The organism is Bradyrhizobium sp. USDA 4516, from assembly GCF_054055915.1.
This window is the reverse complement of sequence record NZ_JBSRXT010000001.1, coordinates 7473487-7497104: the sequence shown is the minus strand read 5'-3', so window position 1 is coordinate 7497104 and position 23618 is coordinate 7473487. Positions and strand designations below refer to the sequence as shown.

General features: G+C 64.6%; 26 protein-coding genes and 1 tRNA gene. 16 read left to right on the top strand and 11 right to left on the bottom strand.

Annotation, left to right across the window (positions count from 1 at the left end; translation table 11 throughout):
* Nucleotides 1-52 precede the first annotated feature (52 nt).
* Nucleotides 53-1117 (bottom strand): carbon-nitrogen hydrolase family protein, encoded by a 1065-nt coding sequence (locus tag ACVI1L_RS34475; RefSeq protein WP_057018472.1) that lies wholly within the window; start codon nt 1115-1117, stop codon nt 53-55.
* A 175-nt stretch (nt 1118-1292) separates the two neighbouring features.
* Here ACVI1L_RS34475 and ACVI1L_RS34470 point away from each other — a divergent pair, with 175 nt between their 5' ends.
* The 3 genes from ACVI1L_RS34470 (at nt 1293) to ACVI1L_RS34460 (ending at nt 4242) form a co-directional block, all read left to right on the top strand.
* The gene (locus tag ACVI1L_RS34470; protein ID WP_057018473.1) at nt 1293-2243 is read left to right on the top strand and encodes a LysR family transcriptional regulator; all 951 of its coding nucleotides are present in this window, start codon (nt 1293-1295) and stop codon (nt 2241-2243) included.
* A gap of 76 nt (nt 2244-2319) precedes the next feature.
* A complete protein-coding gene (locus ACVI1L_RS34465; protein ID WP_082653885.1) occupies nt 2320-2646 on the top strand; it encodes a DUF485 domain-containing protein in 327 nt (108 codons plus the stop codon).
* 12 nt (nt 2647-2658) lie between these two features.
* Nucleotides 2659-4242, top strand: a complete 1584-nt coding sequence (locus ACVI1L_RS34460) for a solute symporter family protein (RefSeq protein WP_057018474.1) — start codon at nt 2659-2661, stop codon at nt 4240-4242.
* A 257-nt stretch (nt 4243-4499) separates the two neighbouring features.
* Here the strand turns inward: ACVI1L_RS34460 and glmU are convergent, their stop codons facing one another.
* Together glmU and ACVI1L_RS34450 are read right to left on the bottom strand one after the other, a co-directional pair.
* Nucleotides 4500-5858 carry a bifunctional UDP-N-acetylglucosamine diphosphorylase/glucosamine-1-phosphate N-acetyltransferase GlmU gene (glmU, locus tag ACVI1L_RS34455; protein WP_456784932.1) on the bottom strand — a complete coding sequence of 453 codons (1359 nt, stop codon included), beginning with the start codon at nt 5856-5858 and terminating at the stop codon, nt 4500-4502.
* The gene (locus ACVI1L_RS34450; RefSeq protein WP_456784931.1) at nt 5855-6727 is read right to left on the bottom strand and encodes a hypothetical protein; all 873 of its coding nucleotides are present in this window, start codon (nt 6725-6727) and stop codon (nt 5855-5857) included. The genes glmU and ACVI1L_RS34450 overlap by 4 nt, the downstream gene beginning before the upstream one ends.
* A 22-nt stretch (nt 6728-6749) precedes the next feature.
* On the opposite strand from ACVI1L_RS34450, the gene ACVI1L_RS34445 reads away from it, so the two are divergent.
* Together ACVI1L_RS34445 and ACVI1L_RS34440 are read left to right on the top strand one after the other, a co-directional pair.
* Complete coding sequence (locus ACVI1L_RS34445; RefSeq protein WP_456784930.1) at nt 6750-7412, top strand: hypothetical protein; 663 nt, start codon at nt 6750-6752, stop codon at nt 7410-7412.
* A 93-nt stretch (nt 7413-7505) separates the two neighbouring features.
* Nucleotides 7506-7886: a hypothetical protein gene (locus ACVI1L_RS34440; protein WP_028332065.1), complete on the top strand. Its 381-nt coding sequence runs from the start codon at nt 7506-7508 to the stop codon at nt 7884-7886.
* Here the strand turns inward: ACVI1L_RS34440 and ACVI1L_RS34435 are convergent.
* Nucleotides 7846-9474 (bottom strand): glycoside hydrolase family 17 protein, encoded by a 1629-nt coding sequence (locus tag ACVI1L_RS34435; protein ID WP_456784929.1) that lies wholly within the window; start codon nt 9472-9474, stop codon nt 7846-7848. The genes ACVI1L_RS34440 and ACVI1L_RS34435 overlap by 41 nt on opposite strands.
* Before the next feature lie 245 nt (nt 9475-9719).
* On the opposite strand from ACVI1L_RS34435, the gene ACVI1L_RS34430 reads away from it, so the two are divergent.
* The 5 genes from ACVI1L_RS34430 (at nt 9720) to ACVI1L_RS34410 (ending at nt 14788) form a co-directional block, all read left to right on the top strand.
* Nucleotides 9720-10331, top strand: coding sequence for a hypothetical protein (locus tag ACVI1L_RS34430; protein WP_057018479.1), 612 nt, complete (start codon nt 9720-9722; stop codon nt 10329-10331).
* Nucleotides 10332-10524: 193 nt separating this feature from the next.
* Complete coding sequence (locus tag ACVI1L_RS34425; protein WP_456784928.1) at nt 10525-13374, top strand: glycosyltransferase; 2850 nt, start codon at nt 10525-10527, stop codon at nt 13372-13374.
* 189 nt (nt 13375-13563) lie between these two features.
* Nucleotides 13564-13639, top strand: a tRNA-Lys gene (locus ACVI1L_RS34420).
* A gap of 77 nt (nt 13640-13716) precedes the next feature.
* Nucleotides 13717-13872, top strand: coding sequence for a hypothetical protein (locus tag ACVI1L_RS34415; RefSeq protein WP_456784927.1), 156 nt, complete (start codon nt 13717-13719; stop codon nt 13870-13872).
* 784 nt (nt 13873-14656) lie between these two features.
* Complete coding sequence (locus ACVI1L_RS34410) at nt 14657-14788, top strand: hypothetical protein (RefSeq protein ID WP_256438746.1); 132 nt, start codon at nt 14657-14659, stop codon at nt 14786-14788.
* Between the two features lie 364 nt (nt 14789-15152).
* On the opposite strand, the gene ACVI1L_RS34405 is transcribed toward ACVI1L_RS34410, so the two are convergent.
* The 3 genes from ACVI1L_RS34405 to ACVI1L_RS34395 form a co-directional block, all read right to left on the bottom strand.
* The gene (locus ACVI1L_RS34405; protein WP_057018484.1) at nt 15153-15389 is read right to left on the bottom strand and encodes a hypothetical protein; all 237 of its coding nucleotides are present in this window, start codon (nt 15387-15389) and stop codon (nt 15153-15155) included.
* A 142-nt stretch (nt 15390-15531) separates the two neighbouring features.
* Complete coding sequence (locus ACVI1L_RS34400; protein ID WP_057018604.1) at nt 15532-16437, bottom strand: ribonuclease Z; 906 nt, start codon at nt 16435-16437, stop codon at nt 15532-15534.
* Between the two features lie 206 nt (nt 16438-16643).
* Entirely contained in the window at nt 16644-16838 is a 195-nt protein-coding gene (locus ACVI1L_RS34395; RefSeq protein ID WP_016846119.1) for a hypothetical protein, read from the bottom strand.
* A 268-nt stretch (nt 16839-17106) separates the two neighbouring features.
* Here ACVI1L_RS34395 and ACVI1L_RS34390 point away from each other — a divergent pair, with 268 nt between their 5' ends.
* Entirely contained in the window at nt 17107-17325 is a 219-nt protein-coding gene (locus ACVI1L_RS34390) for a hypothetical protein (protein WP_057018485.1), read from the top strand.
* Nucleotides 17326-17364: 39 nt separating this feature from the next.
* Here ACVI1L_RS34390 and ACVI1L_RS34385 read toward each other — a convergent pair whose 3' ends face one another.
* The 3 genes from ACVI1L_RS34385 to ACVI1L_RS34375 all read right to left on the bottom strand — a co-directional run bounded on the left by ACVI1L_RS34385 (nt 17365) and on the right by ACVI1L_RS34375 (nt 18374).
* Nucleotides 17365-17823: a hypothetical protein gene (locus tag ACVI1L_RS34385; RefSeq protein WP_456784926.1), complete on the bottom strand. Its 459-nt coding sequence runs from the start codon at nt 17821-17823 to the stop codon at nt 17365-17367.
* Nucleotides 17824-17860: 37 nt separating this feature from the next.
* Complete coding sequence (locus tag ACVI1L_RS34380) at nt 17861-18025, bottom strand: hypothetical protein (RefSeq protein ID WP_016846117.1); 165 nt, start codon at nt 18023-18025, stop codon at nt 17861-17863.
* A gap of 88 nt (nt 18026-18113) precedes the next feature.
* On the bottom strand, nt 18114-18374 hold the full coding sequence (locus tag ACVI1L_RS34375; RefSeq protein ID WP_057018487.1) for a DUF3551 domain-containing protein: 261 nt from the start codon (nt 18372-18374) through the stop codon (nt 18114-18116).
* Between the two features lie 357 nt (nt 18375-18731).
* Here ACVI1L_RS34375 and ACVI1L_RS34370 point away from each other — a divergent pair, with 357 nt between their 5' ends.
* A complete protein-coding gene (locus ACVI1L_RS34370; RefSeq protein ID WP_456785645.1) occupies nt 18732-19499 on the top strand; it encodes a hypothetical protein in 768 nt (255 codons plus the stop codon).
* Nucleotides 19500-19655: 156 nt separating this feature from the next.
* On the opposite strand, the gene ACVI1L_RS34365 is transcribed toward ACVI1L_RS34370, so the two are convergent.
* A complete protein-coding gene (locus ACVI1L_RS34365) occupies nt 19656-20507 on the bottom strand; it encodes a 3-hydroxybutyryl-CoA dehydrogenase (protein WP_456784925.1) in 852 nt (283 codons plus the stop codon).
* Between the two features lie 578 nt (nt 20508-21085).
* Between ACVI1L_RS34365 and ACVI1L_RS34360 the strand changes: the two genes are divergently transcribed.
* The 4 genes from ACVI1L_RS34360 (at nt 21086) to ACVI1L_RS34345 (ending at nt 23510) form a co-directional block, all read left to right on the top strand.
* Entirely contained in the window at nt 21086-21235 is a 150-nt protein-coding gene (locus tag ACVI1L_RS34360; protein WP_167350391.1) for a hypothetical protein, read from the top strand.
* A 219-nt stretch (nt 21236-21454) separates the two neighbouring features.
* Complete coding sequence (locus tag ACVI1L_RS34355) at nt 21455-21670, top strand: hypothetical protein (protein ID WP_057018490.1); 216 nt, start codon at nt 21455-21457, stop codon at nt 21668-21670.
* A gap of 128 nt (nt 21671-21798) precedes the next feature.
* Nucleotides 21799-22056, top strand: a complete 258-nt coding sequence (locus ACVI1L_RS34350) for a hypothetical protein (protein ID WP_057018491.1) — start codon at nt 21799-21801, stop codon at nt 22054-22056.
* A 164-nt stretch (nt 22057-22220) separates the two neighbouring features.
* Nucleotides 22221-23510, top strand: a complete 1290-nt coding sequence (locus tag ACVI1L_RS34345) for a hemolysin family protein (RefSeq protein ID WP_057018492.1) — start codon at nt 22221-22223, stop codon at nt 23508-23510.
* The last annotated feature ends 108 nt before the right edge of the window (nt 23511-23618 follow it).

Below are 23618 nucleotides of genomic sequence, written 5' to 3'. Positions count from 1 at the left end.
GTCGGGTCCCGCACGCGGACGAAGGATCGTGTGAGGCAGCACCAAGGCTTCGTCAGCTCCGGAGGTCGCGGCCCTGCCCATTCGATGCAGCGTCGGCGTCGACCGACAAAATTGCCGCGTCTTGCACGTCCGCTATCGGCTGCTCTGGATCGCGGAATCGAGCCGGGGTCAACCGGCTGCGGTCGACCGTCACGCCGAAGATGTCGAAGCGGTTGTAGTAACCGACCACGTCGTGAAACTGTTTCGGCTCGACGCAGCGATTGAGATCGATCTCCGCGTAGGCGATCCCCTCCTCGTCCTGCAATCCATCGCCGAAGACGCTGCCGGTCGGATCGACGAAGAAGCTCGCCGCACGTGGTGTCTGGTCGATCACGTCGGCGATCGTTCGATCGCGTTCAATGAGGAAGGCGCGCAACGCCTGGTCCATGTAGCCGGCGGTGACGATCCCGAATACCTTGGCTTCGAAGCAATGGGCGCTGGCCCGGATGCGGTTGGCGGCCACGTTGTCGAAATTGCCGCCGCCTGCCGGGCGCCGGGTGGGCCACATCGGCGGCCAGCTCGAAATGTGCACCTGCTCGCCCTGCGCCATCAGCGCGAAGCGGGCCAATGGATTGGTATTCTCGCCGCAAATTAACCCGCCGATCCGGCCCTGCCGCGTCTCCGCGACTTTAAGGCCCGCACCATCCCCGGACGACCACACCAGCTTCTCATAGAAGGTCGGAACCAGCTTGCGGTGATGGATGAGAATTTCTCCGGTCTCGCCGATCAGCAGGTTCGAGTTCCACAGCCCCCCGACGCTGACGGCCGAGCGCTCGCTGATGCCGATCGAGACCGTGACGCCGAGGGCGCGTGCCTCGGCGCAGAGCCGCGCCACTTCCGGTCCGTCCGCCAGCACGGATTGCTCCGCCATGCGCACGAACAGATCGTGGTTGTCGATTGGAGGCCACAGCGCAGCCCAGACCGGAAAGGCGGGAATATAGGTTTCGGGAAACGCGATCAGCTCGGCGCCGGCCCTGGCCGCCTCGCGAATGATGGCGATCGCCTTTTCGGTGGTCGCCCAGCTGTCGAGGAAGACGGGCGCGGCGTGGACGGCAGCAGCCTTGAAACGAGGAAGCATGTCGAAAATCCCGGCTAGGACTAGGGGAGCGAAGCGGTATCATCCCTGGCTTGCCGGCGTGCATGGGAATTGTCGCAAGGTCGGTTGCGAAGGATCGGAACCGCCACGCGCTGGAACGGGAATTGCTTTGCTGACAAGGGCCGTAATTTCAACGGCCGCAACCTGGAGGCCGGTGATGTTCGACACGATCAACTGGGACGATCTGCGGGTGTTTCTCTGCGCCGCCCGCGCCGGGAATTTGAGCCAAACGGCAAAGCGGCTGCGGCTCGACCATTCCACCGTCAGCCGGCGCATCGCCCAGATGGAAGCTTCGCTCGGGGTTGCGGTGTTCGAACGCCACCGCGCCGGGCTCAAGCTCAACGAAGTCGGCGAGCGACTGTTGCGCCATGCCGAGCGGGTCGAGAGCGCGGTGATCGCGATCCGCGAGGAGGCCAGCGCCAGCGACACCCAGGAGCTCGTCGGGACCGTGCGGCTCGCCACCATGGAGGGGATCGCCTCGCTTTATCTGGCGCAACGCTTTGCCAAGCTGCGACGCACCGCGCCACAGCTCACCGTCGAACTCGTCACGTCCGCCCAGACGGTCTACGTTCATAAGCGCGAGGCCGATCTGTTCGTGTCCTTCTTCCGGCCGCCCGGTCCGGGCCTGATCTCGGAGCGCATCGGCAAGTTTCGGCTCGGGCTATTCGCGAGCCAGGACTATCTCGACCACCACGGGATGCCCGCAAGCCTGCGCGACCTGCAGGATCATTGGTTCGTGTCCTATATCGAGGACCTGATCCAGGTCGACTCGGTGCGCTGGCTCGCCGATGTCATCGAAGAGCCGAAAATCGCCTTCCACTCCAACAGCATGATCGCGCAGATGAACGCCGCGGCGGGCGGCCTCGGCATCGTGATGCTGCCGAGCTTTGCCACAAGGGACCGGCCCGACCTGATACCGGTGCTGCCCGCTCTCGCCGGCACCGTTCGCGAGGTCTGGCTCAACGTCCACAGCGACCTGCAATTCGCCCCGCGCATCCGCGCCGTCCGCGCCTTCCTGAAAAATACCCTGAAGCAGGATCCCGACATGCAGGTCACGCTGGCCGATGTCGTGCCGCAGCCGCGCACAGCAGATTGCAAAAATCCATAATTCCCTTCCGTCAGCCCCCGGCTGAAGCTCGTCCGATTGGCGCAAGCAGAGCGCGCTGAAGTTTTGAGGGGCCGAAATGAACGTGGTTATTCCCGGCAATGCCGATCCGGCGCCGAACGGCGGCGCATTGGCCAAGAAGCAGGCCGAGAAGCTGGCCAAGAAACTGGCCAAGAAGCGGCTGACAGTCGCGCTCGTTCTGAGCGTTGCGATGATCGTGATCTATTTCGGCTTCATGGGGCTTTTCGCGTTCGACAAGCCGCTGCTCGGCACCATTCTGATGCCCGGCCTGTCGCTTTGCATTGTGCTCGGCCCGCTCGTCATCATCTCTTCCTTCGTGCTCTGCCTGGTCTACGTGCTGTGGGCGAACCGGGTGTTCGACGCAGGCGTTCGCGAGCTTCGCTAAGGGGACAGGCAAATGGGCAGCAGCACGCTTTCGATCGGGTTCTTCTTCGCCTTCATGGCGTTGACGCTGGCGATCACCTATTGGGCTGCGCGGCGCACGCGCACCACCGAGCACTTCTTTGCCGCCGGCGGCCAGGTCACGCCGTGGCAGAACGGCTGGGCACTCGCGGGAGACTTCCTGAGCGCCGCGGCCCTGCTCGGGATTGCCGGCATCGTCACCTCGAACGGCTTCGACGGCATGATCTATTCGATCGGGTGGCTGGTCGGCTGGCCGATCATTCTGTTCCTGATCGTCGAACCATTGCGCAATGTCGGCCGTTTCACCTTCGCCGACGTCGTGGCTTATCGCCTGCGCCAGCGCCCGGTGCGCCTCGCCGGCGCCATCGGTACACTTGCCGTGATCCTGTTCTACCTGATCGCCCAGATGGTCGCGACGGGATCGCTGATCAAGCTGCTGTTCGGCCTGCCCTACACCTGGTCGGTCGTCGTCGTCGGCAGCGTCATGCTGGTCTATGTGCTGTTCGGCGGCATGTTGGCGACGACCTGGGTGCAGGTGGTCAAGGCTGTGCTGCTGATGGGCGGCGGCATCCTGCTCGCCCTCCTCGTGTTGACCCATTTCGACATGAACCCGCTGAAGCTGTTCGCCGCGGCGTCCGAGAAATACGGCACCAAGGTGCTGCAGCCGGGATCGAAGGTGGTCTCGGGTCAATGGGATGCCATCTCGCTCGGGCTCGGACTGATGTTCGGAACCGCCGCGATGCCGCATGTGCTGATGCGGGCCTACACGGTGAAGGATTCCAAAGCCGCACGGCTGTCGATCCTCTATGCCACCGGCCTGATCGGCGTCTTTCATCTCATGGTCTTCATCATCGGCTTCGGCGCCATGGTGCTGGTCGGCGCCGAGGCGGTGGCCAAGGCCGGCGGCGGCGGCAACATGGCAGCGCCCCTGCTCGCACTCACCGTCGGCGGCAACGCGTTCTTCGGCTTCATCTGCGCGGTCGCGTTCGCGACCATGCTTGCCGTCGTCGCGGGGCTGACGCTGTCGGGCGTCGCCACGCTCTGCCACGACGTCTGGACCAATGTGATCAGGAGCGGCACCGCTTCGGAAGCCGAGCAGCTCAAGGTCGCGCGGGTCGCGACGGTTCTGATTTCCATCCTCGCCATCGGCCTGGGCATCGCGTTCGAAGGCCAGAACGTCGCGTTCATGGCGGGACTTGCGTTCTCGATCGCCTGCGCCGCCAACTTCCCTTCGCTCGTGCTCGCCATCACCTGGCGCCGCTTCACGACGCCTGCTGCTGTGGCGAGCATCCTCGTCGGCACACTGAGCTCGCTGGTGCTGATCTATCTGTCCCCGACCATCCAGGTCGACATTCTCGGCAAGCCGCTCGCCGCGGTCGAGCATCAATGGTGGTTCGTGTCGCTGCGCAATCCCGCGATCATCAGCATGCCGCTATCCTTTGCGGTCGCGATCCTGCTGTCGCTGATGACACGGGAGAAGAACGCAAACCTCGCCTTCGACGAGATGCAGCGGCGCATCCTGCTCGGACCGGTAGAGCCGAACACCAGCGAGCCGCGCCAGGCGAAGAATGCGGCATGAACCGGGTCAACCGATCGACGTTGCGATCAGCCCGTTGCGAACCCCGTCACCCGATGCGCATATGTGACTCACAGATCGCGCAACACATTCAGTGTCGTCCCGGCGAAAGCCGGGACCCATAACCACCGACGGTCATTGCTTCACGATGCTGGAACGACGAGTCCTGTCCCCAACTTCCGCCGCGGAGTATGGGTCCCGGCTTTCGCCGGGACGACATTTTATGGTCGAGACAGGCTCGCAAATATGTCGCGAGAAGATCACTTCCCCTTCGCAGCCTTCTCCTTCAGCTTCGCCGTGCGGTAGCGCGCGGCGCCGCCTTCGCGGATGGACTGCTCGCTGCGCTCGAGCGCCATCGCATCGTCGGGAACATCCTTGGTGATCACGGAGCCCGAACCGATATAGGCGCCCTTGCCGATCGTGACCGGCGCGACCAGCGACGTATTGGTGCCGATGAAGGCGCCCTCGCCGATCAGCGTCTTGTGCTTGAGGAAGCCGTCATAGTTGCAGGTGATGGTGCCAGCGCCGAGGTTGGAATTGGCACCGACATGGGCGTCGCCGACATAGGAGAGATGGTTGACCTTGACGCCGGCCTCCAGCCTCGAACCCTTCGTCTCGACGAAATTGCCGATCTTCACGCCATCGCCGAGCGAGGTGCCGGGCCGCAGCCGCGCGTAGGGTCCGAGTTCCACCTTCTTGCCGATCGTAGCTTGAGTGATGTGCGAGAAGGAATGGATCACGGCGCCGTCGTCGATCGAGACGCCCGCTCCGATCACAACGAACGGCTCGATCGTGACGTCCTTGCCGAATTTGGTGTCGGCGGCGAGATAGACGGTCTCCGGTGCGATCAGGGTCACGCCGGCCTCGAGCGCCTGGTTGCGCAGCCGCGCCTGCATCACGGCCTCGGCCTCGGCGAGCTGCGCCTTGGTGTTGATGCCGCGCACTTCGTCTTCGCTGGTCTCGATCACGACGGCCTCCAGTCCGAGTTCCCTGACAATGCCGACGGCATCGGTCAGATAATATTCGCCCTTGGCATTGGCATTGCCGATCTTCTCGATGATCGCGAGCGCCTTCTTGCCGTCGAACGCCATCACGCCGGCATTGCACAGCGTGATCTTGCGCTCTTCGGCACTTGCATCGGCCTGCTCGCGGATCGCGACCAGCTTGCCGTTCTCGACCACGAGGCGGCCGTAGCCGGTCGGGTCGGCGGCATGGAAGCCGAGCACCGCAAGGGCCGCGCCGTCGCGCAGCGGTGCGCGCATACGGGCGAAGGTCTCGGCCGAGATCAGCGGCGTGTCGCCGAATGCGATCAAGAGGTCGTCGGCGCTGCGGGCGATCGCCTCGCGCGCCGCCAGCACCGCATGCGCGGTGCCGAGCCGCTCGCGCTGCACGAAGGTCTGTGCGTCGGGCCGCACCCGACGCACCTCGTTGGCGACCGCCTCGTGGTCCGGGCCGATCACGACCGCCAGCTGCGACCCCTCGCCGGAGGCCGCGGCGTTGAGCACATGCGCCAGCAGCGGCTGCCCGGCCACGGGGTGCAGCACCTTCGGCAGCGACGAGCGCATCCGCGTGCCCTCACCGGCCGCAAGCACCACTGTCAGGCTCGTTCGCGCAGTCATTCGCAATCCTCGATGTCGCGCGCAGTTCGCTGCGCAAAGCTGTCTTCGAGGCCGTCTTTAATTGTTTTCCCCGGCAGAAGAAACCGATTCGCCTCCGTGGCCTCCGGATTCAAGTTCCGGGTCCATTTCCTGTTAATCTTTGCCTCGTGATTCGGCGGGCCTCGAGGAGGGCCAAGCGGGCTTTGGCCAAAGATCGCGACAATCTGGCGGCGGAATTCGACACCGAGAGCACCACCGGCTTTTTGGCCGAGGAGGATGCTCTGGATCGCCGCATGCTGTGGCGGCTCGGCTCGTGGGGCGTTGCCGCGGTCGGCGCCGTCACCGTCGCGATGATGGCCAACCAGTCGGCGTTGACGCTGCGGCGCGACCAGGTCGCCGCAGCGGACCTCGCGCAACAGGCCCAGCAGCTGCAGACGCTGGCGAAGGAGAGCCACAACGAGACGCGCCGGCTGGCGTCTGCGATCGATACGCTCAACGGCGATCGCGACCGGCTGTATTCGCGCGTCACCACGCTGGAGCAGGGTCTCGACTCCGTGACCGGCGCGATCGCCAGGCAGCCGCCGGCACCATCGCCCTTGGCAGCGGCGCCCGGCACCTCGCCCGCAACCGCCAGTTCGACTGCGGCCGCCTCCGCGCCAACCGTTGCCGCCGTCGCAACGACGCCGCCGGTCGCATTGGACAAGCCGGCGGCGATCGACAAGCTGCCCCGCAGCCGGCGACAGCAAGGCGACTGGGCCGATCGAGAAGCCGGTTGCGGCGGCCGAAAAGCCGGCAACGGCCGACAAGAAACCGGCGTCCGCGGCCGCCAAGCCGCAGGCCGCCGCGGAGAAGCCGCCAGCCTCCGACAATTCGCCGCCGAATTCCGCCACGGCCGCATCGATCGCAAGTCCAATGAGCGCCGCCGCGGCCGGCGCCGAGGATGCACCCGCTGCGCCGGCACCGGTCGCGGACAAGCCGCTTGCCGACAAGCCGGTTCTGGCATCACTCGATCCTGCGGCGAACAAGGCAACCGAAACGGTCAGGCCGCCGACCGCCAACGATGTCACCGCCGCACCGATCCCTCCGCTGGTGATCACAGCGGATCCGGACGCCGAGGACGATGCGCCGCAGGCACAGATCCACCGCACCGAATTCGGCGTCGATCTCGGCACGGCCAATTCGGTCAATGGACTGCGCGCGCTGTGGCGCGGCCTGTTGAAGTCGAAGGCCAACGCGCCGCTGGCGGCGCTGCGGCCGATCATCGTGATCAAGGAGAACAGCAACGGGCTCGGCATGCAGTTGCGCCTGGTGGCCGGACCGCTGAACGACGCCGGCACCGCAGCCAGGATCTGCGCGGGCCTCAGCCTGGTGCAGCGGACCTGCGAGACGGCGATCTATGACGGCCAGCGACTGGCCCTCAACGAGCCGGCCGCCGGAGCCAAGCCGGCGCCGTCGCATCGCCGGGCCGTGCCGAAGCGCGCCGTCGCGCCGCAGCAGCAGCAGCAGCCGGTCGCCGAGGACAAGAAGCCGGAGCCGACCACGATCTCCTCGATATTCCGGCGGAACAGCCAATAATCATGTGAGCCAAGGGATTGTGGCCGGATTTCAACCGATTTCGATGCTCCGACCGAACTTGTCCCGCAACCCGATCCCGACCATAGTGCCGCGATGACAAAACCTCCGTTCCGCCTCTCCCCCTATCAGGTCCAGTTCCTGATGGTCGTGGGCTTCGTCACCGTCGGCTACGCGCTCTACGTGCGCTATCTGGCAATCGAGTTCTCTCCCGTTGCGCTGGCCTGCGACGCCGGCGCGCAGACCATGCTCTGCAAGGCTCGCGCGCTGTCGACCGTACTGTTCAAGAACTCGGTGTTCGGGATCACCGCGCTGGTAATCGCGGTGCTCAACCTGATGCGGCCGTCGATCGTGCTGCTGACCGGCGGCCTGATCGCCGCGGGGCTCGGGATCGTGCTCTACAATGTCGTGCTGTCGGGGCTCGCGATCGGGCTGTTCATCCTGGGTTTTGCGCGGCCCGCGCCCGCCACAGCGTAGCGGCGAGCAGGAGGTACATCACGCAGGTCCAGTCCGACTGCCAGTTGATCGTTCCCTCGTTGTAGATCGTGTAGCCGGCGGCGATCACCAGCAGGCCGGCGAACACGGATTCAGCGAGCGGCCGGATGCCTTCCTTCGGGCGATTGAGCATGGTCAGCAGCGCGAATGGCACCACCGCCATGGTCAGCGAGGCATACGGGAAATCGCGGTAGCGCGGATCGAAGGTGAAGCCGAGCGCGGTTTCGGCAGCAATCACCGTGGTGATGATCAGCACAATCGCCAGCACCGCGCCGAACATGCCCTTGCCGCGATAGTCGCGCGGCCCGACCAGCTCCAGGAAGGTCGGCAGCGAGCGGCCGGCGATCAACGCATGCGCCGTCAGCAGTGGCGCGGCAATGCCCGCCGCGAGCAGCACGCCCCAATGCAGCCAGCCGCCGACGCCGTAGCTCTCGTAATACATCTTGTCGCCGGCAATCCCGAGCAGCGCCCCCGCCGTCGTCGCCGAAATGGCGACCGCGATCCAGGCTGACGGCCGCGGCGTCCAGGGCCGGCGGCGCAGCGTCAGCCAGGCCGCGAGGAAGGTGGCGACGGACAGCGCCATGCCGCCCGCCATCTGCAGCTTCCAGTCCGGATAGTTCGTGATAGCAACGCCGGGCGGATATTTCACCTGCCGCTTGACCGAATCGAACAGGCCCCAATTGCCGCCGACGGTGCCCTCGAGCTTGCGCTTCCAGGGCTGGTCGTAGGCCTCGATCAGGTTGACCCGAAAGCCCTCGCGCTTGGCGAGGTCGAGGATCTCGGACACCACCCGCGCCTGGTTGGTGCGCGACGGCAATGCGCCCTCCCGCATCCGCCCCTGGCTCGGCCAGCCGGTCTCGCCGATCAGGATCTCCTTGCCCGGGAATGTCACCGCCATCCGCTTGCGGATATCGTCGACATGCGCCGCGGCGTACTTTGCCTTGACCGGGATGTCCTCCCAATATGGCAGGATGTGAATGGTGACGAAATCGACCGCGTCGTAAATCTCGCGGTTCTTCACCCAGTATTCCCAGACGTCCGCATAGGTGACAGGAAGATTGCCCGCCGCCGCCTTCACTGCGCGGATGTTGCCGGCAAGATCGGTGGCGGTCATCTCGCCGCGCAGCAGCACCTCGTTGCCGACGATCAGCGAGGTGACGACGCCGGGATACTCCTTGGCGAGCCGCACCGCGATCGCGACCTGCTGCAAATTCTTGAAGCGGTTGCTGCTGAGCCAGATGCCTTGCATCACCTTCAGCCCGACCTTGGCCGCAACGCCGGGGACCTGGTCGAGGCCGTTCTCGATCGAATAGGTGCGCACGCAGTCGGTGACCTTGGCGAGATCGGTCAGATCCTGCTCGATCTGCTCGACTGGAATCTGCGTGGTGGGATCCAGCGGCGTCTGCGCGCCGCGGAACGGCGTATAGGACACGCATTGCAGCTTTGCAGCGGGATCGATCGGCGCGCGCACGAGCGTAATCGGCGTGGCGAGCCACCACCACACGGATGCAATCACGGCGAGCGAGATCAGGAGAAGCGCCAGCGGCGTACGAAGCGAAATCGGTTCCATCCTCCGGGGGACCGTCGAATTAGCCGGTCACAGCCCATCTGCCAAGAGCGGGATTAGGTCAATACCATGGTTGTCCTGCGACAGTTTTGCGCTGGGTCGATAAAGTTGTGAGTTTGCTGGACAAAATACCAAATTCCAGTCATCAGATTTCGCCAGAGTCTCCGCCGCACTGGAGACCTATTTGGACGGCATCACGCGAGCCGTTAGGATGATCCCGCGGGGGCAGGAACATTATCGGGGAATACATGCGTCGACGGCTGCTTGAGTTGAAGAACACTACTTTGCGCCATCTTGCCGTAACGGGCCTTGTCACGGGCCTTGCGCTCCTCATTGGGGCCGGCGGCGCGTTCGCCCAGAGCGGCACGCCGAATCCGCCGGATCAGGCGAAACAGCAGCCTGGACAGCCCGACGCCAACGCAAATGCCGCACGGGAAGCCAACCAGCGCAAGGTCGAGGAGTTCGTCGAGGCCCAGCAGGCCATCAACGGCCCGGCCGGCAACCCGGAATGCGTCTGGCTCGGCCGCCGCGTCGTCCGCTTGATGTGGAACGACGACCTCGATACCGCGTTCCGCCATCTCGACCTCTACGACCGGTTCGGCTGCCCCGGCGGCCACGTCCAGGCGGCGTTCCGCTGCCTGACCCGGTTCGGCGCCCAGATCGACGACAAGGTCCGCGGCAGCCTCGACGGCCGCATCCACGCCTGCTGGATCAATCCGGGCGCGCAGCCCCAGGCCGCGGCCGCCGCCGCTGCTCCCACCCCGGCGCCGGCGACGGCCGGCACCGCCGCACCGGCACCGGCAGCCTCGCCCTCGCCTGCACCGACCCCGTCGGCGTCACCTGCGCCGGCGTCGAAATAGCCATATCCCGCGACCGGGGTCCGGCCGCGATTTTTTCGCGGCTGGAACGGCTTGCGCCCTTAAAACGCCATCGCGGCACACCAGTTGTTAAATCGGATGGCGGAGATATCTTTCCCTCCGCTGTCGTGTTGGTCGAACCCAGGGGACGGGTTCGCTTAGTCCTCAATCTCAGGCCCCGTATGGTTTAACCGCGATGCGCGCCGTCGTCGCCGTCCTGTTGCTTGTCACCGCCGCCCACGCCGCCCTGTGGGGTCTCTTCCAGGAGAAGCAGTCGGCGCCCGATTTCCGTGGCACGCTGCCGAGTCTGTCCTACGCTCCGTTCGAGTCAGGCCACACCGTCGCAGACGTTGCCGCCGACACCGAGAAGGTGCGCACCGACCTGCGAAAACTGTCCACGCTCACCAAAGCGGTCCGCCTCTATTCGTCGACGGAAGGCAACGAGCTGGTGCCGCCGGTCGCCGCCGAGTTCGGCATGAAGGTCACGGTTGGCGCGTGGATCGACAAGGACGCCAACCGCAACAACCGTGAGATCGAAGCCGCGATCAACCTGGCCAAGCGCAACAGCAACGTCATCGGCATTGTAGTCGGCAACGAAACCGTGTTCCGCGGCGAGCAGGTGCCGCTGGAAAACCTCGGCTCGGTTCCGGAGATCGGCGTGCCGCCCGAGGAGTCCGAGAGGATTCTTCGCGAGGAAGCGCAGCGTCTTCACGACGCGGAAATGCAGCCGGATGAAAACGGCAGCAGCGGCTTGAGCAAGCGCGCTGAAGCGATCAAGTGGGCAGTCGCCGAAAACAACGTGCACCGGCTGATCAAGGTGATCCAGCGGGTCAAGAAGTCGGTCAACGTCCCCGTCACGACCGGTGAAATCTGGAACATCTGGCGCGACCATCCGCAGCTCGCCAACTCGTCCGACTTCGTCGCCGCGCACGTGCTGCCCTACTGGGAAAACTTCACCGACAAGCAGGCGGTGGACCAGGCGGTCGACCGCTACAATTTGTTGCGCGACTCCTTCCCCGGCAAACGCATCCTGATTGCCGAATTCGGCTGGCCGAGCCAGGGCTACAATCTGCGCAGCGCCGTTCCCGGCCCGTTCCAGCAGGCCACCGTGCTGCGCAACTTCGTCACCCGCGCCGAAGCCATCGGCATGGACTACAACATCGTCGAGGCGATCGATCAGCCCTGGAAGTTCTTCGAAGGCGGCGTCGGACCCTACTGGGGCATCCTCAATGCCGACCGCGAGCCAAAGTTCGCCTGGACCGGTCCGGTCACCGATCCGAACTACTGGAAGATCGCGCTGGTCGCCGTCCTGGTCGGCCTGTTCATGTCGCTGCCGATCCTGCGGCTGGACCAGCCGACCGTGATGCAGGCGCTACTCTTGTCGGCGGCCGCCAACGGCGTCGGCGCCTGGGTCGCGACCGTGTTCTCGTACTGGACGACGCACTATTTCGTCTGGGGCTCGGCCTTCGCGCTCAGCCTCGGCCTGGTGCTGCTGGTTCCGCTGGTGCTGATCGCGATGGCGCGGATCGAGGAGATCGCGGCGGTGGCGTTCGGCCGCGGCCCGCGCCGGCTGATCGGCAAGAGCGCGGCGCTCGCGCCCGCCACGATCGGCGAGAACGTCAAGTTTCCGAAGGTCTCGATCCACATCCCGGCCTATTTCGAGCCGGTCGAGATGCTGAAGCAGACGCTCGATGCGGTGTCGCGGCTCGACTATCCGAACTTCGAGTGCGTCTGCATCATCAACAACACGCCCGATCCCGACTTCTGGCGGCCGATCCAGGATCACTGCCGGCTGCTCGGCGAGCGCTTCAAGTTCATCAATGCCGAGAAGGTGCAGGGCTTCAAGGCCGGTGCGCTGCGCATCGCGATGGACCGCACCGCGGCGGATGCCGAGATCATCGGCATCATCGATGCCGACTACGTCGTGCATCCGGACTGGCTGAAGGATCTCGTGCCGGCATTCGCCGATCCGCGCGTCGGCCTCGTGCAGGCGCCGCAGGAGCATCGCGACGGCGATCGCTCGCTGATGCACTACATCATGAACGGCGAATATGCCGGGTTCTTCGACATCGGCATGGTCCAGCGCAACGAGTTCAACGCCATCATCGTGCACGGCACGATGTGCCTGATCCGCCGCGCCGCGATGGACAAGGCCGGCGGCTGGTCCTCTGACACGATCTGCGAGGACACCGATCTCGGCCTCTCGATCCAGCAGCAGGGCTGGCTCACGCACTACACCAATGTGCGTTACGGCGAAGGCCTGCTGCCCGACACCTACGAGGCCTTCAAGAAGCAGCGCCATCGCTGGGCCTATGGCGGCTTCCAGATCGTCAAGAAGCACTGGCGGCGCTTCCTGCCCGGCGCCAGCCGGCTGACGCCCGATCAGCGCCGCGAGTTCTCGCTGGGCTGGCTCAACTGGCTCGGCGCCGAAAGCCTCGGCGTCGTGGTTGCGATCCTCAATCTGATCTGGGTGCCGATCGTCGCCTTCGCCGACATCGCGATCCCCGACAAGATTCTGACGCTGCCGATCATCGCCTCCTTCATCGTCTCGCTGGTGCATTTCGTCGCGCTCTACCGGCTGCGCGTGAACATCAAGGCAGGCCAGATGTTAGGAGCCATGATAGCGGCGATGAGCGTGCAGTGGACGGTGTCGCGCGCGGTGGCGCAGGGCCTGATCACCGAGCATCTTGCGTTCGCCCGCACCTCCAAGGGCGGCCTGTCGCGGATGTCGATCGAGTTCCAGGCGTTCTGGGAAGCCGTGATCGGCGTGTTGCTGCTGATCGGCGCCGTCGTGCTCGTCGTCACCAATGGCTACAAGCAGGTGCGCGAGATCTACATCTTCGCCGGCGTCCTGGTGCTGCAGAGCCTGCCATTCCTGGCGGCGGTCTCCATCGCGATCCTGGAAAATTCGCGGATCAACGAGTTCGCATTCTGGCGCAACAGCGCGATCCGCACCGCGGAACTGATCGGGTTGCGCCCGGTCAGCCTGCCCTCGGTCGCCGCCCCATCGCAGCCGGTCGGCTCGGAAATCCGCCGCGACAACTAGCGCCGGATTTGGCCGACTTCAAGAAACGGCCCTAACCGCAGGCGCCGGAACGGCAAATCCGGCGCGCCGGTGCACAATTGACCGCCCGTCGGCTATTGACCCGATGGGCCCTGCCCCCTACACAGCGCGGGCTGGAGCACGATCCGGAGCGGTTCACCGCTGGCGTCCGGATCTAATATTCAGGTGAGTGAGCGCGTAGCTCAGGCGGTAGAGCACGTGACTTTTAATCATGGGGTCGAGGGTTCGAGTCCCTCCGCGCTCACCAAACAAATTCTGTCCAGCCCGGAGACATGGGTAACAGGACATGGGTGACAGCCTCGTGCCGAACGGGTTGTCGAGGGGTTGCAGGGTTTTCTGCTCCAGGTCGAAGTATCCCAAATCATCGTGCATGAAGCTGACGAGCCAAATGCCGCCGTCGACTTCCTTAATGTGTTGGCCGGCCAGCACGGTGGCGATGTTGATCCGCTTTCGGTGCAGGCAAAGCCGCCCGACGGTTGATGGAGCACGCGAGAGCATTCGAGGCGATCCAGGCGGCCCACGCGAGCGGAACGTTCGCGCGGATGCTCCAGCCTGGGAAAGACCTGCTCGCCTGGGCGGTCCCATGCATCCGGAGTACCTCATCTAGTGGAGCTAAGGCCACGAGCCCTTGGCGTTTCGCACGCGCCAATATCCATCGGGAATTTGCACTTCCTTCCTGGGGCTAGGCCGGCGCTACCCGCATGCATTTCAAGCGGACGGCGTCGGGTGTTCTCGCCATGCGGATGATTGACCAGGTGCCGAAAGAAGCTTGGGATAGCATCTGCCCGGCTCTTGTTCTTAATTTTGTGTGAACCAAGCCACAGTTGTTCGGCGTGATCTTTAGTAGGTTTTCGGCGCTGGGGATTTCAGGGCCCAGAGGCTGGAAGAACAGGGCGTCGCCGGGACAAACCATTTCGGGCCCGGCGGCGTAATTTTTCGGGACGGTCAGAACTGCAATCCCAATGCTCGGACCAGACGCATCCGGACGCCAACGGCTCGTTGCTCTCCCTGTCGCAGTCATCACGTTCGGCGTCGCCGGCGTCGAGCCTGCCTGCGGTTCTCCGGACCGGTCGGCGGCGCGTGTATTCCGGCATGAGCCTTGCTCTTTAGGTGGCGCAGGAAATTTCAGTGTCCCGGTTCAGGAACAAGCTGTCGCCGGATGTGTCTTTTGGAGACGAGCAGCTGGATTCATTGGGAGGTATCGTTGAGATACGCAGCGCCCCTACAGTCAAGGTTTGTCGTTCGGAGAGGAAGCACCGACTGGATGGTTTATGATCGGGAGCTCAAGGGGCCAGCGCAGTTGAAGAAAGACGGCCACTTCGCCGAGAAGCTGACGAAGGAACAGGCCGAACACATAAAGCAGGCCTTGACGGACGCCCTGAAGCCCGAGCCGTAAGGCAAAGTTAGATCGAATACCCCGATCGGTGGCGACACAAACCGCGAACAGATGACATCTGTGTTACCTCGTAAGGCATATGAACAGAGTTGGGCAAAGCGAACGAGGCGCGGCGAAATGGCGGCGCATCGATGGAGCAAATTAGGCCCTTGCGGAATTCAGCTTTGGCTACTGGACGTTCTGAACGGGCCAGCGTCGCCGTTGGAAGGGAACGATCGGGGAACAGCTCAAGGCACAACGAAAACCGCCCGCCTCACAAAGTTTACCCCCGCGCCGAGGGGGAGCGCGACGCATGACCGCGCAAACGCGCCGTTCAGCGCACAAATTCGGAGCGAACATTCGGAACGCTGCTGGAGTTCGGCCGTCAAGATAACGGCAGTTCGCCCTGACCGCCTGTCCAGTCGATGATATCGAGCTGCATCCCTCGCTTCAGCATCTCGGCCTCGAGGCTGCCGGCATGCCGTTTCCACTCGGGCGTCGCGCGGACGCGGAATTTTGGCTCTTCGCCGGCTGCCTCGAATTCGTCGTCGGCTCTGAGCGCACCGCGGACGGCTTCGTACATCATCTTCAGGCTGGCGTCGGTGAAGGCGCCGTAGTCCATCGGTCGTCTCCCTTGGCACTGTGGGACGCAAAAAGCCGCCACGTAGTCACTCGTGGCGGCCTTCTGCTAGCGGCCCATCCAGACGGCCTGGGACGACGTTGCGTGAGTCGGGTTAATGAAACGTTGTTCGTGCGGCGCGCACTCAGATAGCGATGCGGTCGAAGTCGATGGCTATCCTGCTGTTCGGGAAAGTCCTCGTCGCCTCCGCCAGAATGTCCTCGTCCGGATAGCGGCCGGAGATGTGCGTGAGGACGAGTTGCTTGACCCCGCTCCGCGCCGCGAGCGCGGCGGCTTCGCTGGCCGTCAAATGCCCGTAGTCGCGCGCGATGGCCGCGTCGCGCTCGAGAAACGTCGCTTCGATCACCAGCACGTCGGCGTCCCTGACGTGTTCAGCCAGCCCCTCGGTTGTTTCAGCATCACCGACAATGACGAGCTTCTTTCGCCCCTGGGCCGGGCCAAGCACCTGCTCCGGATCGATGGTGCGACCATCGTCCAGCTTCGCCTGCCGCCCCTCCGCCAGCTCCCGGCGAACCGGCCCATCAGGCACGCGCAGCGCCAGAAGCCGGTCCGGGAGGAGATGCCGGCGTATCGCGCTCTGAAAGGTGAAGGCGAAGCTGTCCGTATCCCGGTGGCGGACGGGAAAGCAATCGACGGTGAATTCGCCGGCGTCGAGGACTCGCCCCTCGCTCAACGGCACCAGATCAAGCGGGATCGGCGCTCTGCCCTCGCCCCACAGGCCTGCCAGCATCCGGACGACGACATCGAGCGTGCCTGGCCCGGCATGAATCGTCATCGCATCCGAACTTTGCCGCAACCGGAGGGTCGAAAACAGCCCGGGGATGCCGAGCACATGATCGAAATGCCCGTGGGTCAGCAGCAGGTGATCAAGCCGTCGAAAGCCGGCGCCGCTCCGCAGCAGCTGGCGCTGCGTTCCCTCGCCGCAATCGACCAGAATACGACTGCCGGCTGCCTCGACGAGAATGCCCGGGTGATTGCGCTCGGGAGACGGCACGCTTGCCGACGTTCCCAGAAAAGTCAGCGAGAACATCGCAGCACCTCGCCTTCCGACTGCCGACGGCGCCACGCCGCCGAGATCGCGCAATCTGATGGCAGCGTCGCCCGATGTGTTCAAGCATCTCGATGCCGACGACGGTGGACCGAAAGGTCCTGAAGCCGGCGGCTTTAGGCGCAGACCGCATCCGCGCCATCGGGATCGGTCGTCGTGACCGGTGCCCTCGTCACGCCCTCAACCGGTCACAGCCTCAAGCATCGAAACAGCTGCGCGAGCGCGGTGTTGGCGGATTGCGCGCGCCGTTCGACGATTTCGGCCGCGGCGGCGTAGTTGCGCGCCAGGATCTGGAGCGCGCGGCGGGCATCCGGCAGCGTGGATTGCTCCGCCATCTCCAGGCACTGATGCTCGAAATATCTGAGCTCCTCAAGTTCGGTCATTCGCGAATCGTCCGATCGGGTCCTTACATTTTCGAACTCAGTGCGCCAGCGCCCTAGTGAAAGTTTGGCAAGTTTGTTGCGGGGGACGCGCAATCTGGTCGGAGTGTTTCTGGACGCATGATTTGATGATCACCGCTCCGTGACCGATGCGAGGGTGAGCCGCGCGGATCGACAAGCGCGTGCAATCGTCTCACAATGCGGCGGGCTCGCTTGGCGAGCCTCGGAACACACGCGGTTGGTGCGGTATCGAATTGGCTTTGTTGGACCGATGAGGAAACGCGATTGGGCTTTCGTGGCGGCCTGTGTGGCAGGCGCGCTGCTGTTCGGCGTCTGGAGTTTCCAGATGGGTATCGCGTTTCATCGATCCCAGCACGGCGCGACCGACCTCTCCAGTTCGCACCGGCGGAGCCAGGACAGCGCGTCCGCGCACGGCCCGGCCCGGCCGAAGGCGGATGACGGCGATCAGCAGGCCGGGCAGCCGCGATAGGCGCCGCGATCGCGTTCGTCGCCGCCACATCGCGTCGGACTAGGCCCAAGCCAGGCCTGCCATGCCGGCGGCGCCATCGTCATCTGTCTTCGCATGCGTGAGCCGCCTGCGGCGCGTGCTGTCCTTGGCGCGACGGTGACGAACGCCAAACCTGTGCAGCGCCATCGGCACATGCTGCATCACGCCGCGGACGCGACCGATAGCCTGTCTGACGACCGCCACAACCGTCGCAACCCGGGTAAAGAAGCCGATCAGGAAGATCATCGAGAAGATGTCGATATAGGCCAGCACATCGCCGACCAGCATCAGCTCGGGAGGAAGCGGAATCCGGTGCCAATAGGCGCCGATCACGATCGCAACCGGGATCAGCGCGATCAGCTTCCGCAACGTCAGCCGATCGAGCAAGGCGGCGAGCTCAACGACCAGGATCTGCCACAGCCAATCGCCAAGCGCGGCCGGCTTGTCGATCGTCCAAGACTGCCACAAACGCTGCCACATCGCCGCTCCGCCTCCCCTTGCGCGCAATACCGGCGCGCTACGGCTTCGACGACGCCTCGCTGCCGCTGCCCTCGTCTGCGGCGCCCTGCGCATCAGCCGGATCGGCCGATGGAAAAATGCGCTCATAGTTCGCACGCGCCTCGCGGATCAGACGCGCACGCTCGCGTTCGGACTTCGAGATGAACCTGATGATCTCGCCCATATTCGCTCCAAGGCAGAAAAAATGATCCGACCGTCAGCTATGCAACCATCGTGCCCGACGGTCGCTTGGCCCGACCTCCTTGCACCGCTCAGCGGAACGCCCGCGGCGCCAACCGCTGCTGGCTGAAGGCAACGCGCGGATTGATGCCGCAATAGGCGTCGCGGCCCGATGCGGATGCCTGGCACTGCTGATAGGTCTGGTAGCCGCAATAGCCGGGATATCCCTCCTGCCGGCCCTGGATGCACCAGGGATACTCATAGGGATCGGCCGCAGCAGGCGACGCGGAACCGACAATCCAGCTCGTTCCGAGCGCCGCGAACGCCAGAATTGCCCAATTCGTCCTGCGCATGATCGTGTTTCCTTGCTCAATCGGCTCCCAGCCGCTGATCTAGGTACGGCGGCAGGATCTGCGAGGTTTCCGGGCACCGCCTCAAGAAGCTGTGACGATGGCTCAAAGCCCGGTCGCGGCACGGTGAGGACCGGCTGACGGGTCATCGGCCCCCGCGGCCTCCAGACCCGCTGCCCGCCGGGCCATCCCAGCGCATGTAGTTAACCGGCGCCTAATCGCAGATGCCCGGTTGAAATGTACGACTTAAGCGCGCCGCAAGGCGGCTGCCCTAGTCTCCCGCGCGGCTCAATGGACGACGACACCCGGAGAGGGCTCGTCGCACGGGGGATAATCATGCGCAGCACGCTCATTGCTTCAATGATCCTGTCACTTGCGGCCGGAGCGGCCGTTGCCGGACCACGAATGTCGGGGGCGTCCGAGGCGGCACCAAGCAGCGTCGAGAAATATCGCGGCTACGTCTTCGATCTCTCCGAGAACGCCGACCGCAAGGACGTCACCAGCATCGCCGACATGGTCCGCCGCCAGCTCGACGTCGTGGAAACCACGGGCTTCAGCCCGAAGGTGTTGCAGTTCTTCCATCGCGTGCCGATCGTTGCGAGCGAGATGGCGTGTCTCGACGAAGGCGCGGCAGCGGCCTGCTATGGCTTGACGCCGCCGGAATGGGACCGCGGCACGACCCGCGACGTCACCATCTGGGATCACGACAAGCAGCAATGGACCAATTCGGATCCGCTCGCGCTTGCGCTCGATTCCGGCATCGGCATCATCAGGATGCGTCCGAACATGATGCGTTACGCGAAGGAGCCGGTGCTGCTGCACGAATTCCTTCACGCCTATCACGCGCGGCTGATGCCGAACGGCTTTGAGAACAAGGGCATCAAGGGCTTCCTCAGCCAGGCCAAATCGAAGGAGCTGTTCGCCAAGGAGGCCTATGCGCTGAAGAACCAGCAGGAGTTCTTCGCGGTGACGGCGAGCATCTTCCTGGCCGGCAAGGATTCCGAGCACGAACCCTATACGCGCGCCACGCTGAAGGAGAAGATGCCGGACTACTACAAGTTCCTCGTCGGCCTGTTCGGCGCCGATCCCGATGAAACCGGCGTCACGCCGGTCGCATCGGCCAACTGAGCCCGGTATCCCACAAAAAAACGAGGCCCGGTGTGCCTAGGAGACCGGGCCTCGTTTCTGATGTCCCCCGCCTCGTGGCGGATCAGGTCTTGTCGTTACGCGACCTTGTCCGCGCGATCCATCCCGGATGATTACGGGGTCAGGCGCGCGCCGGCCTCACTTGCTGTAGCTGTAGAACCCCTGCCCGGTCTTGCGGCCGAGATGGCCGGCATCGACCATCTCCTTCAGCAGCGGCGCCGGCCGGTACTTGGGGTCGTTGAAGCCGGTGTAGAACACCTCCATCACCGACAGCATCGTGTCGAGCCCGATCAGATCGGCGAGCGCGAGCGGGCCGATCGGATGATTGCAGCCGAGCTTCATGCCGGCATCGATCTCCTCGGCGGTGGCAATGCCTTCCTGCAGCGCGAAGATCGCCTCGTTGATCATCGGGCACAGGATGCGGTTCACCGCAAAGCCGGGGCTGTTCTTCGCCGTGATCGCCACCTTGCCGACCCGCTTGGCGAAGCCTTCGGCCTTGGCGACGGTGTCGTCTGAGGTCTGCAGGCCCCGGATCAATTCGAGCAGCGCCATCACCGGCACCGGATTGAAGAAATGCATCCCGATGAAGCGGTCGGGACGATCGGTCGAGGCCGCAAGGCGGGTGATCGAGATCGACGAGGTGTTGGTTGCGACCAGCGCGCTCGGCTTCAGCCCCGCACAGAGATCCTTCAGGATCTTGACCTTCAGCTCCTCGTTCTCAGTCGCGGCTTCGATCACCAGATCGCAGGCGGCGAGCTTGGCCTTGTCCGTGGTCGCATTGATGCGCCCGAGCGTCGCGTCGCGATCGGCCGCGGTCATCTTCTCCTTGGCGACCAGCCGATCGAGACTGCTCCCGACCGTCTTCAGGCCGCGCTGCACCGCCGCGTCGGAGATATCAACCATGGTCACGCCGAGGCCTGCCGCCGCGCAGACCTGCGCGATGCCGTTGCCCATGGTCCCGGCGCCGATAATGCCAACCGTCTCAATCATCGCGTTCGTCCCTCGTCGCTTGCGCGGCCGCGCGGCCGCATCGTCAAAAACGGCGGACCGGAGGGGTCCGCGGATGGCGCATGAATAGCAGTCCGGCCGCACGGCCGATACAGCGGAGGCTGGTATTCCGGTGAGGTCTATTCGGGGCGCGGCGGGACAGGCCGCCGTGGCGGAACAGCGGGCCGCGGCGGCGATAGGGTGCGCGGTGGTTCGGCCGCGCGCGACGGTTCGAGCACGCGGTTAAATCGGACGATCCACCAGGCCAGCCGCCCGTAGCTGCGGCGCAGCGCCGATCCAAATCCCTCGTCGATGTCCTGGTCACGATCCATACCCCTATCAATAACGTGCATCCTTGAAGGAACGGTGAGCGCCATCACGTGCCGCGCCGGCAATCGTTAGGAAGCTGGCAACTATTTCGCGCAAGCCTCGGTTGACGGCGTGGGCGCCGTAATCTCCCGGATTGCGTGCGAGAGACATTGCGCCGCAGCATCGCCGTGCCGGTGCGACTCGCATTTTGTTGATCGAATTTTCCGCGGCGCGCCGCGACACAAGGACATTAGACGACGAGGGCTACGCCCATGCTTTCTGAAAAATTCTTTTTGGTGCTCGAGACATTGCTCAACGGCCAGACCCATTCTGACGGAAGCCCCCGCGTGGTGAGCACCGCGCCCCACATCCCGGTCGAGCTTCCGCGCGAAGGCCAGCCGAAACGCAGCCCTTCCCGCTAGGCCGCTTGCTGGCGGCAGGTGGTCGCCAAGGCCGGGCTGGAGTTTCAGTCGCCGCGGCCACGTTGCTGCGGAATGCTGATTGCGACGTTTGCCTCCGCCAGTTGGCCCGTCGTGACGCACGAAGCCATTTGGCCGGAGTGGCCCCTCCGCTCGTGATCCAGCTCATAGTTGGTGAAGCCGAGCCACGCTACACCGCTCCGGTAACGACGTGGTGCCGCCGTGGACGATAAGACCGACAGCAAGACCGATTTCGGAAGCATCGCCGTCGCAATCTGCGTCGCCGCCTACATCGCGATCATGCTGGCCTATCTCGCCCAATACGATCTCGGACTGACCGCCGCGCGGACGCGTCATCTCTCGATGCTCGCAGCGCTGTTCCTCGCGCTGCCGGTCGCGCTGGATTTGCTGCGCACCGGGCCCAGCGACGCTCGCTGACGCGGGCACGAACACGCCTGCAGCCTTCGATCTCCCCTGCCGCAAACGCGCCTGCGCAACATTGCGCTAGGTGAAGCGACGCGAATCAGCGTTACTTTGCAACTGATCGCTTCGTGGGATTTGGCGGCATGACCCAGCCCGACGTGTTTGATCAGAAGGTTCTGGATCAGAACATTCGCGAACTGCAGGAATGGCTGCGCAAGGCCTGGCAGCAACTCGCGGACCCCTCGCTCACCGCCTTCTCCCGCCGCGAATTGCGCAACCAGATGAAGCAATGCAACGCCGACTTGCGGGTGCAACTGCAAGCCGCCTCCAAACGAATGCTGATGCAGCCCGCCTCATCGGGCAGGAGGTTCGCCAAGCCGGCGCTGCGGATCCTCGCCTAGGGTATGATGCCAGCGCGCCAAAATGCCGCGATCTCCTGCTGCATGCTGGCCATACGCACCCTCTGCTTGTGCAGGGACGCCCGACAAGGCACAGCAAAATCGCTCCGGCATGCCTATATTGGGCGTCGTGTAGCGGCCGACGCCGCCAATGTTTAGGGACTCCCGTGTTATATCTGGAACTTGCGATCGTGGCGGTCTTGATCGTCGTCAACGGTCTGTTGTCGATGTCGGAGCTCGCGATCGTTTCCTCGCGTCCGGGGCGTCTCGCGGCGCTGGTCGAACGAGGCGTCAGCGGTTCGCGCCGCGCCCTTGCACTGGCCTCCGATCCCGGCAAGTTCCTCTCTACGGTGCAGATCGGCATCACGCTGATCGGCGTGCTGTCGGGCGCCTTCTCGGGCGCAACGCTCGGCCAGCGTTTGACGCAATGGCTGCTTGAGCTCGGCGTGTCCCCAAGTGTCGCCGACGCGGTCGGCGTCGGCCTCGTCGTCGGCGTGATCACCTATGCCTCGCTGATCGTCGGCGAGCTGGTGCCGAAGCAGATCGCATTGCGCGATCCCGAGTCGATCGCGGTCAAGGTCGCTCCGGCCATGACCATGATGGCGCGGCTGTCGCTGCCGCTGGTGTGGCTGCTCGACCGTTCCGGCAAGTTGCTGCTGTGGGTGCTCGGCCATCGCGAGGATGCACAGGACCGCGTCAGCGAGGACGAGATCAAGACGCTGGTGGTGGAGGCCGAGAACGCCGGTGTGCTCGAGCCCGGCGAAAAGGAGATGATCGCCGGCGTGATGCGGCTCGGCGATCTGCCGGTCGGCGCCGTGATGACGCCGCGCCACGAGGTCAGCCTGATCGACCTCGCCGCTCCCGCGGCCGAGATCCTGGCGACGCTGCAAAAGAGCAGTCACTCGCGCTGCGTGGTGTTCGACGGCAACCGCGACCATGCGCTCGGCATCGTGCAGGCCAAGGACGTGCTCGATGTCTACCTCGCGGGCCAGACGCCCGACATCCGCGCGCTGACGCGCGATGCGCCGATCATTCCGGAGACCGTCGACGCCCGCGACGTGGTCGCGATTCTGCGCGACTCCAGAGTGCATATCGGCCTCGTCCACGACGAGTACGGCACCTTCCAGGGTGTCGTCACCAGCGCCGACATCCTCGAGGCCATCGTCGGTGCCTTCCACACCGAGGAAGGACCGGCCGAGCCTGCCTATGTCCGGCGCGCCGACGGCTCCTATCTGATCTCCGGTTGGATGCCGGCGCTGGAATTCAGCGAGCTGCTCGGCATCACGCTGCCCTCGCCGCGGCCCTACCAGACCGCGGCCGGCTTCCTGCTGCATGAATTCGGCGCGATCCCCGATGTCGGCGCGAAAACCGCCGCGCAGGGCTGGGAATTCGAGATCGTCGACCTCGACGGCCGGCGCATCGACAAGGTTTTGGCCAGCAAGCAGCCGGCGGCCTGACATTTGCCACCCGGCCGTCCTGTTGATAAGGGGCAAGACAGCGAAACAGGCCGCCGCGGTGTGCTATCGGCATAGCGGCGGCCCGAGCAATCCCCGAGTAAACCCCAC

Bases quoted from the DNA above. Each gene is read 5' to 3' on its own strand.
- ACVI1L_RS34475 (WP_057018472.1), bottom strand. From the start codon at position 1,117: ATGCTTCCTCGTTTCAAGGCTGCTGCCGTCCACGCCGCGCCCGTCTTC.
- ACVI1L_RS34470 (WP_057018473.1), top strand. From the start codon at position 1,293: ATGTTCGACACGATCAACTGGGACGATCTGCGGGTGTTTCTCTGCGCC.
- ACVI1L_RS34465 (WP_082653885.1), top strand. From the start codon at position 2,320: ATGAACGTGGTTATTCCCGGCAATGCCGATCCGGCGCCGAACGGCGGC.
- ACVI1L_RS34460 (WP_057018474.1), top strand. From the start codon at position 2,659: ATGGGCAGCAGCACGCTTTCGATCGGGTTCTTCTTCGCCTTCATGGCG.
- glmU (WP_456784932.1), bottom strand. From the start codon at position 5,858: ATGACTGCGCGAACGAGCCTGACAGTGGTGCTTGCGGCCGGTGAGGGC.
- ACVI1L_RS34445 (WP_456784930.1), top strand. From the start codon at position 6,750: ATGAGCGCCGCCGCGGCCGGCGCCGAGGATGCACCCGCTGCGCCGGCA.
- ACVI1L_RS34440 (WP_028332065.1), top strand. From the start codon at position 7,506: ATGACAAAACCTCCGTTCCGCCTCTCCCCCTATCAGGTCCAGTTCCTG.
- ACVI1L_RS34435 (WP_456784929.1), bottom strand. From the start codon at position 9,474: ATGGAACCGATTTCGCTTCGTACGCCGCTGGCGCTTCTCCTGATCTCG.
- ACVI1L_RS34430 (WP_057018479.1), top strand. From the start codon at position 9,720: ATGCGTCGACGGCTGCTTGAGTTGAAGAACACTACTTTGCGCCATCTT.
- ACVI1L_RS34425 (WP_456784928.1), top strand. From the start codon at position 10,525: ATGCGCGCCGTCGTCGCCGTCCTGTTGCTTGTCACCGCCGCCCACGCC.
- ACVI1L_RS34410 (WP_256438746.1), top strand. From the start codon at position 14,657: ATGGTTTATGATCGGGAGCTCAAGGGGCCAGCGCAGTTGAAGAAAGAC.
- ACVI1L_RS34405 (WP_057018484.1), bottom strand. From the start codon at position 15,389: ATGGACTACGGCGCCTTCACCGACGCCAGCCTGAAGATGATGTACGAA.
- ACVI1L_RS34400 (WP_057018604.1), bottom strand. From the start codon at position 16,437: ATGTTCTCGCTGACTTTTCTGGGAACGTCGGCAAGCGTGCCGTCTCCC.
- ACVI1L_RS34395 (WP_016846119.1), bottom strand. From the start codon at position 16,838: ATGACCGAACTTGAGGAGCTCAGATATTTCGAGCATCAGTGCCTGGAG.
- ACVI1L_RS34390 (WP_057018485.1), top strand. From the start codon at position 17,107: ATGAGGAAACGCGATTGGGCTTTCGTGGCGGCCTGTGTGGCAGGCGCG.
- ACVI1L_RS34385 (WP_456784926.1), bottom strand. From the start codon at position 17,823: ATGTGGCAGCGTTTGTGGCAGTCTTGGACGATCGACAAGCCGGCCGCG.
- ACVI1L_RS34380 (WP_016846117.1), bottom strand. From the start codon at position 18,025: ATGGGCGAGATCATCAGGTTCATCTCGAAGTCCGAACGCGAGCGTGCG.
- ACVI1L_RS34375 (WP_057018487.1), bottom strand. From the start codon at position 18,374: ATGCGCAGGACGAATTGGGCAATTCTGGCGTTCGCGGCGCTCGGAACG.
- ACVI1L_RS34370 (WP_456785645.1), top strand. From the start codon at position 18,732: ATGATCCTGTCACTTGCGGCCGGAGCGGCCGTTGCCGGACCACGAATG.
- ACVI1L_RS34365 (WP_456784925.1), bottom strand. From the start codon at position 20,507: ATGATTGAGACGGTTGGCATTATCGGCGCCGGGACCATGGGCAACGGC.
- ACVI1L_RS34360 (WP_167350391.1), top strand. From the start codon at position 21,086: ATGCTTTCTGAAAAATTCTTTTTGGTGCTCGAGACATTGCTCAACGGC.
- ACVI1L_RS34350 (WP_057018491.1), top strand. From the start codon at position 21,799: ATGACCCAGCCCGACGTGTTTGATCAGAAGGTTCTGGATCAGAACATT.